The 12,874-nt window shown below is 35.3% G+C and carries 14 protein-coding genes; 3 read left to right on the plus strand and 11 right to left on the minus strand.

Features of this window, described 5'->3' with window-relative positions:
- Positions 1–484 precede the first annotated feature (484 nt).
- The 7 genes from AB3I42_RS07255 to AB3I42_RS07285 all read right to left on the minus strand — a co-directional run bounded on the left by AB3I42_RS07255 (position 485) and on the right by AB3I42_RS07285 (position 5,388).
- Positions 485–1,081, minus strand: coding sequence for a hypothetical protein (locus AB3I42_RS07255; protein ID WP_010737560.1), 597 nt, complete (start codon positions 1,079–1,081; stop codon positions 485–487).
- A gap of 37 nt (positions 1,082–1,118) precedes the next feature.
- Positions 1,119–1,346, minus strand: a complete 228-nt coding sequence (locus tag AB3I42_RS07260; protein ID WP_181914508.1) for a hypothetical protein — start codon at positions 1,344–1,346, stop codon at positions 1,119–1,121.
- A gap of 295 nt (positions 1,347–1,641) precedes the next feature.
- Entirely contained in the window at positions 1,642–2,112 is a 471-nt protein-coding gene (locus AB3I42_RS07265) for a hypothetical protein (protein WP_010737561.1), read from the minus strand.
- 269 nt (positions 2,113–2,381) lie between these two features.
- The gene (locus AB3I42_RS07270) at positions 2,382–3,326 is read right to left on the minus strand and encodes an L-lactate dehydrogenase (protein WP_010719177.1); all 945 of its coding nucleotides are present in this window, start codon (positions 3,324–3,326) and stop codon (positions 2,382–2,384) included.
- A 170-nt stretch (positions 3,327–3,496) separates the two neighbouring features.
- A complete protein-coding gene (locus AB3I42_RS07275) occupies positions 3,497–3,727 on the minus strand; it encodes a hypothetical protein (RefSeq protein ID WP_131773139.1) in 231 nt (76 codons plus the stop codon).
- Between the two features lie 171 nt (positions 3,728–3,898).
- On the minus strand, positions 3,899–4,192 hold the full coding sequence (locus AB3I42_RS07280) for a hypothetical protein (RefSeq protein ID WP_010737563.1): 294 nt from the start codon (positions 4,190–4,192) through the stop codon (positions 3,899–3,901).
- A gap of 158 nt (positions 4,193–4,350) precedes the next feature.
- Positions 4,351–5,388: a Gfo/Idh/MocA family oxidoreductase gene (locus AB3I42_RS07285; RefSeq protein WP_081122759.1), complete on the minus strand. Its 1,038-nt coding sequence runs from the start codon at positions 5,386–5,388 to the stop codon at positions 4,351–4,353.
- Between the two features lie 201 nt (positions 5,389–5,589).
- Between AB3I42_RS07285 and AB3I42_RS07290 the strand changes: the two genes are divergently transcribed.
- Entirely contained in the window at positions 5,590–6,462 is an 873-nt protein-coding gene (locus AB3I42_RS07290) for a MurR/RpiR family transcriptional regulator (RefSeq protein ID WP_034866593.1), read from the plus strand.
- Between the two features lie 127 nt (positions 6,463–6,589).
- Here the strand turns inward: AB3I42_RS07290 and AB3I42_RS07295 are convergent, their stop codons facing one another.
- From AB3I42_RS07295 to AB3I42_RS07310, 4 genes are all read right to left on the minus strand, one after another.
- A complete protein-coding gene (locus AB3I42_RS07295) occupies positions 6,590–7,168 on the minus strand; it encodes an SGNH/GDSL hydrolase family protein (RefSeq protein WP_034866591.1) in 579 nt (192 codons plus the stop codon).
- A 208-nt stretch (positions 7,169–7,376) separates the two neighbouring features.
- Positions 7,377–7,991 (minus strand): TetR/AcrR family transcriptional regulator, encoded by a 615-nt coding sequence (locus tag AB3I42_RS07300; RefSeq protein ID WP_034866590.1) that lies wholly within the window; start codon positions 7,989–7,991, stop codon positions 7,377–7,379.
- Complete coding sequence (locus AB3I42_RS07305) at positions 7,984–8,673, minus strand: ABC transporter ATP-binding protein (RefSeq protein WP_010737568.1); 690 nt, start codon at positions 8,671–8,673, stop codon at positions 7,984–7,986. The genes AB3I42_RS07300 and AB3I42_RS07305 overlap by 8 nt, the downstream gene beginning before the upstream one ends.
- 3 nt (positions 8,674–8,676) lie before the next feature.
- Positions 8,677–9,750, minus strand: a complete 1,074-nt coding sequence (locus AB3I42_RS07310) for an ABC transporter permease (protein WP_368022407.1) — start codon at positions 9,748–9,750, stop codon at positions 8,677–8,679.
- Positions 9,751–10,056: 306 nt separating this feature from the next.
- Between AB3I42_RS07310 and AB3I42_RS07315 the strand changes: the two genes are divergently transcribed.
- Together AB3I42_RS07315 and AB3I42_RS07320 are read left to right on the plus strand one after the other, a co-directional pair.
- On the plus strand, positions 10,057–11,076 hold the full coding sequence (locus AB3I42_RS07315) for a tyrosine-type recombinase/integrase (protein ID WP_010737570.1): 1,020 nt from the start codon (positions 10,057–10,059) through the stop codon (positions 11,074–11,076).
- Positions 11,077–11,235: 159 nt separating this feature from the next.
- A complete protein-coding gene (locus tag AB3I42_RS07320; protein ID WP_034866587.1) occupies positions 11,236–12,756 on the plus strand; it encodes an acyl-CoA synthetase in 1,521 nt (506 codons plus the stop codon).
- The last annotated feature ends 118 nt before the right edge of the window (positions 12,757–12,874 follow it).

Consider the following 12,874-nt stretch of genomic DNA (forward strand, 5'->3'; position numbering starts at 1 on the left):
TTTTCCCCTGAATTAGAAAAATTAACATAAAATTAAATCCCTGCCGATCTAAATGAAACAAAAAATGTATCGTATTTCTGATATAGCATTTCTCTATTATACACTGTAGGGATCAGTGCACCATTATTATACAAGTAGCGAGTCACTAAAAATTGATTACATTGTATACATTATGCCAAGTAGATCCTTAACATAATAAAAATTCACTCTGTTGTTCGTCCACATTCTGCCTTTTTTTAGAATCATTTTTATCTATAATTTTTTCATATTCGTTTTTTCCAGAAACATATCCACCGTCTGCTCTATGTAACATCCCCTCATATAAAATCAAAGATACATGATCAACGTGGTACAGATCCGGCCTACGCCCTTCAGGTGCGTTTAGTTGATTCATACGGCGCTGATGACGTTTAAATTTAAATCATCTCCTTAAATTTTTACATTATTTTTTCAATTGTTTATCTCATAAACCGACCTTACAGGTTTACCTATTGATATTATAAGAAGTCTGTGAAACGGGAGAAGCTATATTGGTGTCAGATCCAGTAGTTTTATCAATATTGTGTCTTGTCTCGGGCGTGACATTTGTAATAATGCCTGCTCGTCCATTCAAATGATACAGAGATTTATTTATCATAACGGACTGAGAATTCCCACTGCTCAAGATATTGTCAGTCTCTAAACCATTTGCTGAATTTTGTACACTCTTTCTTTCCGCTGACTTGCGGATAAGTTCATTTAAAAAAGATTTGTAATGGCTGTTAGTTTGGGGATTAGGTTGTGTTTTTTCAGAGTATCTTTCTGTGGTGCCCCATCCAGTATTTTCATCCATGTCTAACTTATTCTTTTTAAGGGACTCCCCTTTATTATTTAGAGGCTGAGACTGATCTTCTTGTTTCTCCGATGAACTTGATTGAGACTGAATGATAGTTGAATAAATAGCTTTTTCCGATTTCTGTTTAACTCTTCCTTCAAGCAAGCCAACTAGCTCTGCATCTATCATCTTCGATTGATCTTTGTCTAAAGTATTTTTCTGCCCATCAGATACGCTTCTTAACTCCTGAGTATTCTGCTTTTCCATATACTATCTCCTTTCATTTATCTAGTAATTTTACCAGTCATCTTCTATTCTTTTTAGTTGAATAAATAGTTGTTTCCGGTTTCTGTTTGAATTTTTCTTCAGGCAAGCCTACCAGCTCTGCATATATCATCTCCGATTGATCTTTGCCAAAAGTATTTTGTTGTCTATCAGATACGGTTTGCTCTGTATGTATAGAGTGAATATCTTGTTGAACTGCAGATTCTTCTAATCCGCTTCTTGAGTCCTTAGTATTCTGCTTTTCCATATACTATCTCCTTTCATTTATTTAGTAATTTTACCAGTCATCTTTTATTCTTTTTAAGCTGATTCTGCTCTAAATCAATTACCTCTTTCATTTTTTTATTGTTGTTTCAAATGCATTTCCCAAAAAAGTTACCTAATATGCTACCATTTTATTACAATTCACTTTCTACTAGAGAACTATTTTTTCTAAAAAAAAATTAAAAAGGAAAACGAGCAAAACGCTCATTCTCCTTTTTTTCATTCAATTATCTCACGGTGTTTAATACGTTTCTTTTTTTCTTATTTATGTATGAAGTCTATCTTCCAACTCTAGGTGGCAAAGCTGGTGGTCTATCCATATTAGGGGTAGAATGCGACAATGGAACAGATGATTTTGAGCCTCCCATTATTTGTTCAAATGCCCGAGGCGTTCTATTCATATTATGAGTAGAATCTGGTAATATAGCAATTTCTTCTTTAGATTTTCCTCTTATTTGTTCAAAATTCCGAAGAGTTCCTTGTTTAAGTTGTTTATCTAACTCTTGCAATTGTTGTATATAACCCTCCTTGTTTGACGATGCTTCTTTAGTACGTTTTTCTATAGTTTTTATAAATTTTTTTATATCTCGGTATTCTTTTCGTTTAGAAGGATTAAATCTATCCATACCTTTTAGTCGCTCAAGCCTCACTGTCATGGTACTATAAAAATTTTCTTTAGCACTTGCCCCAGCAATTTTTGAACGTAATTCAATTTCTTTTTTTATCAACTCAGCATTATCTTTAGGCATTATAGTACTTATCTCCTTTTTCTAGAATAAAATAATCATAAGTGAAGAAAGAATATTTATTGCATCTAATTTAAAAAAATAATCTTATTCTGCTCTAAATCAATCACCTCCTTCATTTTTTTCTTGTTGTTTCAAATGCATTTCCCAAAAACTTTACCTAATATGCTACCATTTTATTACAATTCACTTTCTCCTAGAGAACTATTTTTTCTAAAACAAAAATAAAAAGGAGAATGAGCATTTTGCTCGTTCTCCTTTTTTTCATTCAATTATCTCACGGTGTTTAATACGTTTCTTAATTCATTGACAGATTGTTTAAACATTTGTTCTTCTTCTGGTGTAATTGATAATTCAATAACTTCTCTTACACCCTTTTCATCAACGATGGATGGAACACCTGTAAAGATATCTTTCACTCCATATTGACCAGATAAATAAGCAGAAACTGGTAATACAGCTTGTTCATTGTTTAATACAGCCTTGACAATTCGTGCTGTACTCATACCAATTCCATAATAAGTCGCTTTTTTTCGATCGATGATTTCATAGGCAGCATTTTTAACTTTATCAGCAATGATATCTAAGTCCTTTTCGTCGATTCGATGATCTTTTTCGACAAATTCCATGATTGGTTTTCCGCCAACTGTTGTATGGGACCAAGCTGCTACTTCAGAATCGCCGTGTTCACCTAAAATATAGCCGTGAACGCTACGAGGATCGACAGAAAGTTTCAAGGCAATTTCTTTTCTAAAACGAGTTGTATCTAATGTTGTTCCTGTTCCGATTACTCGAGAAGAAGGTAACCCTGATTCTTTCCACGCAATGCAAGTCAAAATATCTACTGGATTAGAAGCAACAACTAATATTCCGTTGAATCCTGCTCCCATGATTTGTCGAACAATATCCTTCATAATTCCAGCATTTGTTTTCACTAAATCTAAACGAGTTTGTCCTGGTTTTTGGTTGATACCTGCTGTGATTACTACTAGATCGGCATCGCTGCATTCGCTATAATCACCTGACCAAACAGCAACATTCTCTTCGCCCCATGCCATACCATCTAAAAGGTCTAAAGCTTCCCCTTCCGCTTTTTCTTGGTTGACATCGATCAAGACTAATTCATTCGCAATTCCTTGATTGATCATGGCATAAGCAATACTTGTTCCCACAAAGCCTGTTCCAACGATCACTACTTTTCTACTGGTTTTTCTCATGTTGATACACGCTCCTTTTCATCTCATATGTTATTTTCATGAAAATTATAGTTCTGATAGAAACATTTTTCAATATAATGATATTTATAGTTACTATAATATTTTTTTATAGTTATGGCAAAAAAACAGATTATTAGTAAACTAACAATCTGTTCAAAGTAAAATAAGATCTATTTCATTCGTTTATATTGGCTTTGCTTAGAAGCACCTTTTGAAGATCCGCTTTTATTTGCAGGCTTATCGGACATTTTTTTACTTAATAACAACATCAAAATAACAAATAGAACGGCTCCACCTAAGAAGAAATACATATAATCTGATAAATAAGTCGTGAATAGACTTATGAAATCGGTTTGTCCAAGCACACTCGAATTGATTAACTGTAACCCAAAATTTTCCATATATTACCTCCTAATGTTTAGCTGAGAAAAAATTATTCTCATAAATAAAGCATAATACAAAGAAGGTAAGCGCAGACACCATTTTTTTCTAAAATCGGAAAAATAGTTTTTGGATAAAAAAAGACAGCGTAAAAGCTGTCTTTTTCATAGGATCACTAGCAACTGACAAATCTATTTTTTAGTATCTTTTTTAGATGTCAATTCTTCAAATTTTTCTTTTACTTCTTCCGCTAATTTTTCCACTTCTTTTTCAAAAGCATTCGGTTTCTTTGGTTCTTCCTCTTCAACCGAATTAGAACCAGATAAAGCGACATCCTTGACTTCGCCAGAGTTTGTGCCAGATAACGATTCTTGTTTGTTTTCTGTTTCACCAGAATTTGTCCCTGCTAATGCTACTTCATCATCGGTTTTAGGCGCCATCGAACCTCTTAAACGTTTGCCTTTTTCGCCGTTATAATTTGTCATGAGAATTCCTCCTTACAGTTATTTATTTTATAGTACATAAGAACAAAATAACTGTCAAAACATGAGGTGTCCTCCCCATCATATTTTAATGGTTTTGTTTTTTTGGTTCTCATCAATCTTTGCTTAATCCTTCAGAATGATTATAAACAGCGAATGGTTTATTTGTTTGCTTGCGCTTCTTTTTCCTGGATCTCTTTGATCCCTGTTTCTAAAATGTTCATTTGTAGAAGTGTTTCTTCGTCTTTCACTACTTTTTCGGCTCCGTTTATGAGCGTTTCATAGACTCCCTCATAGACCCGACTATAGTCCCCTACTTCAGAAATCACTTTTTCCTCATGGTAGTTTCCATTTTGGTCCATATAGGTAAGTGTGCCGTAGTGTTCTGGTAAATCAATACCAAAATCTTGATGGTCCGGGAAATAAAATAGTTTAAGATGCTCTTCTTGTCGATCTTTTGTCTGTTTTACAAACATCCCTTTCTTCCCATAAACCACAAAGCTTGGGCGTTCCTTAATACGAAAATAGCTTGATTTGACAGAGATTTTCATTGTTCCATAATAAAAATCTAAATCGAAATAATCATTCATTCGTCCCGTTCCTAATAATTGGCGCACATCATAGTGGATGTCATCTGGTTCGCCAAAGTAAGAAATTACTTGATCTACTGTGTGACAAGCATGACCGTAGAGATAACTATTGACTGTTGAAAATTCCGTTGCCGATTCAGGAACTTCAGGTCTGAAATAATCATAATGCATCTCAATTTCTAAAATATCGCCTAATTTTCCACTTTCCAACACTTTTTGTACGGTCAAGAAATCAGAATCAAAACGACGATTTTGATAACACTGGATAAATAAATCTTTTTGCTTCGCTAGCTCAAATAACTCTTTCGCTTCTGCAGAAGTTTCAGCAAACGGTTTTTCTACCAGGACATTTTTTCCATGCTCTAAGGCTAATTTAGCATATTCATAATGAAATTGGCTCGGAGTCGTAATGACAGCTAGTTGGATTTCTGGATCGTTCCATAGATCTTCCAATTGATTGGTGTAATGGATATCCTCAAATGTTTCCCAAGTGGGTTCTGAACGTGAAAAGATCGTTTTGATTTTGATCTTATCTTTTAGTTTTCGTGAAAAAGGTAAATGATAGCGGTTGGTACTTTTTCCATTTCCTAGATAGGCAATTGTTAACATACGTTTTCCTCCAATTTTTGTTTTTAACTACTATCAGTATAAATGACTGGTCCCTTTAAAAGTTAATTTGAGCGCAGTTAGAAAAAAATGTTCAAGAAAGTGCTCTTTTTAAGTGAATAATCGACAGGTATGTTTAACCTACACAAAAAATAGTAGTCAAAAAGAGGGATATTCAGTAAGATGGATGAGGAAGGTGAGCATATGTTAATCGAAGACCAATTGATACGACAAGAAGCATTTACAACAACAGAAAAAAGAATTGCTGATTATCTCAAAGCAAATAGAGAAACAGCTGTTTATATGACGATCGAGGAATTGGCAAAAGCGACGTATACTTCGCATTCAGCCATTATTCGCTTATGTAAAAAATTGAGTTTTTCTGGTTTTAGAGAATTTCGTTTTGAATTTGGTCGTGAAGTCCATCAGATGAAAGCCCAGTTCAATCAAATCATTGATCCAAACTTTCCTTTTACTGATCAAGATGATAGTCAATCGATCGCTAAAAAAATGGCCGATTTGTCGATCCAATCTATCAAAAAAGCACAGCTTCAATTGGAGAAACAGTCAATTGATGCGATTGCCACAGCATTGAATCAAGCGAATCGCATGTTTATTTTTGCCAAAGGGGATTCTCAAATCACAGCACGCAAATTTCAAAATAAACTAATCAAGATCAATAAATTTTTGATATTAGCTGAAGAGTATAGTGATTCTTCTTGGAATGCAGCTAATTTAACGGAAAAGGATTGTGCCATCTTTCTAACTTATAGTGGAAGGATTCACCATTATGAAAAAATTATGATGCATTTAAACCATGTGGGTGCTAAAACTGTATTGATCACTGGAAATGAACATTCAGAAATGGCAAAACAAGCAACGATGAAACTCATCGTTACGCAAGATGAATTAGATTTTGCTAAAGTGGCAACATTTTCCTCACAAATTGCCTTCGACTATGTTTTAAACACTCTTTATTCCGTGATGTATGCACAAAACTATCAAGAAAACATCCAGAATCTCAAACAAAAACAAGACTTGATCCAAAAAGGTTTGTTGAAGGAATATCGCCATTAGAAAACAGTTGTTTATTACCGTATGTCAAAGCCAATAGAGCGCGCTTCATTCTTTTTGTTATGATAAAACTTGAAACTAAAAATCTACAGACCGAGTACTGCAAAGATTGAGGTACTCGGTCTGTAGATTAATTTTGTTCTTTTTGCTGGATACATTGTGCAATCAAAGCACCTAGCAAGTGATAGCCTAACTTCGAAGGATGCAACCCATCGTCTTGCAAGTAAAGTGTTGGGTCCTCAAAAGATTTTTCATAATGATAAAAATCAATAAAACTTACTTTGTTCTCATCTGCTACTTCTTTTGCGATCTGAGTATACTCTACTAAGATCTCAGGAATTGTTTGGGTTTTGATCTTTTCATCAACGTAACTAGGCCCTATTAAAATCACTTGGCTATGTTTAAAAAAGTTGATCAATTGTTCCAAGTTTTTTCGATAGTTTTTTTGGTTATCTCTTTGATTGATTGCATCATTAACGCCAACATTAAGAACGACGTAGTCAGCTGTACGTTCATCTTGGGGAAGTTGAGACAATCGTTCAAGACTGCTTGTCGTTGAATCGCCTTTTTTTCCTAAGTTAATGATCTTAAAATCAGCTTGTCCTAAAGCTTTTAAGGTCGTTGATAACGCATGGTCCAATGCATGGACGACCTCCCCCTGGTACAATCCAGCAGCAATGCTATCACCAAATAGTATAATTTTCTTCATCTGTGTCATCCCTTTTCTTTTCTTACAATAAAAATTCTATCACGGAGAATCAAAAAGGAAAAATCGTTGCTCTCAACTATAAGAACTTTCTATCGAAGGTTTTTATTTGGTTATCGATGATGACACAAAGAAGTATCGAAGTGTTTTTCTGAATACGGACACTACTTACCAGTTAAAAAGAAACGGCTAACAAATGAATCGAGTGGATTCAAGATTCACTTCGTTCGGTTTTCAAACCTTTTTGCAGCCATTTTACCTTGTAACGATAATCTTGCAACAACTCATCAGTAGTCCAGTCATTCGCAATGTAATCCGTCAATGAATTGATCACAAGATCCATGACAAAATATAAAAAGCTAATCGCTTCTTCTTCCGAAGTAATGTGAAAGCCATTTGCCTTCAGTAACTTAAACCATTCCTTTAATCTTCCTGATTCAGCAGAAGGCTTGGTTCTTTGGTGATTGGTAAAATCATCACTTCTCGTTAAAAAGCGGATGGCCTGCCAATAACTACTTTTTTGTTCCAGCTCACTACACCACGCAAGGTAATTTTCAATTCCTTGAAAAAAGTCTTGCTTGTTTTGACTGATATATTTCAAAATATCTCGATGGATTTGAATCGAATAATACTGGATCGTGTAGGTATAGGCATCTTCCAAGTCTTCGAAGTACTTATAAAAGGCCCCTCTTGACATAGCCATATCTTCGACAATATCTGCAACTTTTACTTGGCTAATATGTCGAGCTGAAAAATTTTCAAGTAAAATTTCAATAAGCCGTTGTTTCTTCTCATTGGGCAGATTAAGAAAGGTCGATTTAGGCATCCCACCCCTCCGTTTCTTCGATCAAATCACCATCTTTCATTCGGTAGACACGATCGCTCCATTTGATCATCCGAGCATCATGTGTAACCATGACTGTTGCTTTTTGTTTTTCATGTGCTTCTTTGACAAGTAACTTGACTACTTCAAAGGCATGATCTGTATCTAAGCTAGCGGTAGGCTCATCTGCTAAGATCAAACTAGGGTCATTGAACAACGCACGAGCAATTGCTACACGTTGTCTTTCTCCACCAGATAAATCTCGAGGATAGCTTTCTTTTAGATCATAAATATCTAATGATTTCAATAAGTCATCAATCACTGTTTCGTTTTGTTTCTGATGGCTGACTCGATCAACTAAATAAAATTGTTCTTTGACCTTTAGAAATGGAATCAAATTAGAACTTTGTAAAATAAACCCAATTTCTTTAAAACGTAAATCGGCTCTTTTTTTCTCAGATAAATCGGAAAAAGACTGACCATTAATGGCGATTTCTCCAGAAGTAGGTGTTTGTAGCCCACCGGAAATGGTTAAGAAAGTACTCTTTCCTGAACCAGAGGGACCGATGATGCTGACAAATTCTCCCTGTTTGACATTAAAATTAATTCCTTTTAGTGCAGTCACTTCAGTATGTCCACTACCAAAAGTCTTGACGATATTTTTCATCGTTAAAATATTCTTCATTTTTTACCCTCCTATGGCGGTGATTGGGTCCACTTTTGTGATCGTGCGTATTGAGAAGACGCCGCCTACAACTGCTACAACGAGTAAGACCCCACTATATAGCAACCATTGTGTCCAAAAAATAGCGAATGGCATCGCACTTGGTAAAAACAAGCTAGTTAGATAAGCAGCTAGAACTGCTAAGGCGACACCAATGACTCCAATAACAAATGACTGTGCAATCAACGATTTAGCAATAAATGAATTGCGAATCCCTTGAGCTTTCATTACGCCAAAGATCGCCGTTTTTTGTAAAGTGATGACATACATAAAAATGCCAACCACTGCTGCTACGACAAGAAACAAGAAGTAAACCATTGCATTTAGTGTCATATTTTGTGCAGAATAACCTGGAAGACTTTCAATAAAATCAGGAATCGTCAGTTTTTGTAAATCTTTTGATGCGCCATCTTTATCAATTGCAGCTGATTGTTTGGTCACGATCGCATTGATCGGCTTTTTGTCATCTGAAGCAAACGGTTGGGCTCCATATTTTAATTGTGTCCAAGTTTCTAGATCTGTATAGATGACTGGTGAGACCGTATAATAAGTGGCAGGAAAAATTCCAACGATCGTAAATGCTTGGTCATCGCTACCGATTTTGATTTGATCTCCCAACTTATATTGATCTTGTGCCAGATTTTGGGAGATAATTATTTCATTTTTCTTATCAAACATCCGACCATCTGTGATTTTAGGTAATAAAAAGGCATCGTTAGTCGTACCAAAGACTGTCACGTTTTCTTTGTTTTTGCCCTTGATTGCTCCACTGAATAAGCCAATCGGTGCTTTTTCTTTCGCATTTACTTGATCAAGGTCACCTCTTGTCAATTGAGATGCTGCAAACACTTGATTAGCATCTTCGGACAAGACGATTTCTTGAGCACCCCAATCATCAATCGCTTTTTTAAATTCTTCTGCTAATCCACTTGCTAGACCTGATAGCATGAAAACGACATAAGCAATTAAGAGCATGATACCGATAATGAGTCCGTATCGTAGTTTTGCGTATTTCATTTCTTTCATTGCTAAAAACATTACTTTCCCTCCTACATTTTCCTTTTTCGATAGTGACATTTTGTCACTGTAAAAAAGTATAGCGCAACAGTGACAAAATGTCACTAAACAAAACTCATGAAACAATTCGTTCATACTACAAGATCATTGTCTTTCTGTTTATTGGTTACAGTTTTTCTTATAGTTGGCGATGTTACTATATATATGAATCATGAGCAAATAAACGTTGGTATAAATAGATATCAGTAAAAGGAAATAGAAGAAAAACGAAAAATAAGCTACAATAATAAAATAGAACACCAGTTTGAACAAAAAGGAGGTTCTTTTATGGATCAAAAAACACGAAAACACATTCAAGAAAAGTTAAAACAACGCATCGCACAGCTTCCTCCTATTTTCCAAGAATTTTTAAAAGAAAATCAAAAAAAGCTTTCATTAAGCAGTCGTTATGAATATGCAAAAGATTTTCATTTATTCACGGATTATCTTCACGAAGCTTTAGATCAAGAGATCACAGATGAAGTTATTCTTCGTCTTGAAAAACAAGACTATTTAAATTTTTTAGATAAAGTCTATCAGCATACTCGTTCGTTTCAGACCACAGCTGATCAACAAACAAACCAGTTATTTAAAAATAGCTATTATGGTCTTTCACGAAAACAATATTCGTTAAATCATTTTCTACGGTTTTTGTATCAAAAAGGGTTATTGACTGAAGAAATATCTCTATTAGGAAAAACGCTTCCTGAAACTACTGCTGCAGCGCCTCGATTCATAGACGCCTCTTTGTTTCAAGACTTTGAGCATCTGTTTATTCCTATGAATGGCTTTAACTCTTCACGAGAAGCACGCTTTGAAATAAGGAACCGACCAAGAAATTTAGCGATCGCAGCTATTCTTTTATATTGCGGGTTAAAGATCCATGAAGTCGTTGAATTAAAAAGAAAAGATATTGACTTAAATAAACAAATCATTCATCTTAGCCGTAAAAAAAATCGGCTTAATCAGTCGCCAATTCCCAATGAAGCACTGCCATTCATTAAAAACTATTTAGCAATAACTGATACTGGGACAGGACCTGATTCTTTTGCTTTTCGTTCATCTCATGACCAGCAAATCTCTCCACGGACGATTCGCCAAATACTAAGTAAAATCACTGTATATAAAAATATTTCGCCAGAATTATGTCGTAAAACTTACGGGTACTACGTTTCCCTTTATTTTGATGATCTGGATATCGTCAATTTCCTTTATGGTAATCGTTATATCAATGAACATTCATTTGAAGAAGTCCAACAAAAGATGTTAGAGTTCTCTTACAAGGAAATAACAAGTAATAAAAAATGAAATAACGAAATATAATTCATTTTTTCACAAAGAAAGCTGTTTTTTATTTAGGGTTTGTGCTAAGATTATAGCTGAATTTGCAAAGTAAATGATTTAATTCACAAATTTTTCTTACTTTGCTTACCAACTTGTCTATTAAATGAAATCGGAGTGTGACTTATGGAAACAATCGCTTATTCCCCACTAAATCTTTTTTCTAATTTTCAAGAAGCAGCGAATGCTACACCAGATGTACCAATCATCTTTGACCAACCCTTAGCAGCTTTTCCGGAACTTGGTTTTAAAAGCACTTACAAAGATACCTGCCAACTCGTTTTGACTCGTGCCTATCAATTAGCTCATTTGGGTGTCGGACTTGGTGATAAGGTCATGATCTACAAAAGTTCAGCTTTTGATACTTATTTATTAGCTGTAGCAACAGCTTATCTTGGGGCGGTACCAGCAATGATCTCTTATCACTTCCCTACCCCCACTTTAGAAGTCTTTGTCGACCGTTTAGAAGATCCATTTATCCTTTTTGATGATGAAACGGCTGAACGAGTGGCTGGCATTTCAAATGGATCAAAAGAAAAACAAATTGCTGTTTCTAAACTATTGACTCAACCAGCAGAACCAGTGGCACAAAATCAATTGGGGAACGATGAAATTTCTTATATGACCCATACTTCAGGAACAACAGGTATTCCTAAATTGATTTGTCATTCTGCTCATTCAATGGGCTGGCGCACCAAATGGCAAAAAACTGTCTTTACTAAGATCGCAGAGAAAAAACTTGTGGCTTTCCATATCTCTCCTGTTCATTCTCGCTTCAATATTGGTATTTCTTCGTTAATGGCGATGGGCTTTCCAATGATGCCGTTAGCGGATGCTCAAGGGGAAAACGTTGTGGCCATGTTAAAAGAAAATCCACCGATTGCACTTGAAACACATCCAAACAACTTTGTTCAGTGGAGCTTTACAGCGAAAGAATATCCAGAAGCTTTTGCTGGTATTCGTTATTACCATTCCACTTTTGATGCGATCAACAACTCTACTATGGAAACATTCTTACGGACTTCTCCTAATCAAGAAGCTGTTTTCTTACAAGTTTATGGCCAAAGCGAATGCGGACCGATGATTTTAAAAGCTCATACATTAGAGAGTTTAAAAACGAGTAATGCGAGAGACATGGGTGTGGGACTTGGCGACTTAACCAAAGCGCGGATCGCAGATGAAAATGGGAACGTCTTACCTGCTAATACAGATGGACACATCCATTTATTGTCAAAAGGTCGTGCATTAACTTATTATAAAGAAGATGCTCGTTTCCAAGAAAATGTTTATGGTGCTTGGTGGGACAGCGGTGATTACGGCAGCATGGATGAACAGGGGCATTTGTTCTTAAAGGATCGTCAAGTGGATTTGATCGATACAATCAATAGCAATTTAGCGATCGAAGATTTCTTGTTAGACTCATTAGAATTTCTATCGGAAGTGGTCATCGTTCGTGATAAAAACAATGCGCCACAACCATTGATCGCTCTTGCTCCTAATCACGAAATGGACTGGGATCGTTGGTGGAAACAAGTGCATGAGTTACCTCGATTGAATACGCCGATTATCAGAGATTATGAAGATATCCCACGGACTGCGACAATGAAAGTCCGTCGACTACAAATTGAAAAAGAATTAAAAGCATAATAAAAAGAACACTGACGTTATCCTCTTACCTAGCAGGTATAACGTCAGTGTTCTCTTTTGTTTAAAAAATTTTCAGTTGTAAAAAATGTAGGAATAACAAAAAAAGATTCAATTTATT

Origin of the sequence: Enterococcus sp. C53 (assembly GCF_040887425.1) — a bacterium.
GTDB classification, from domain to species: Bacteria; Bacillota; Bacilli; order Lactobacillales; family Enterococcaceae; genus Enterococcus_B; species Enterococcus_B hirae.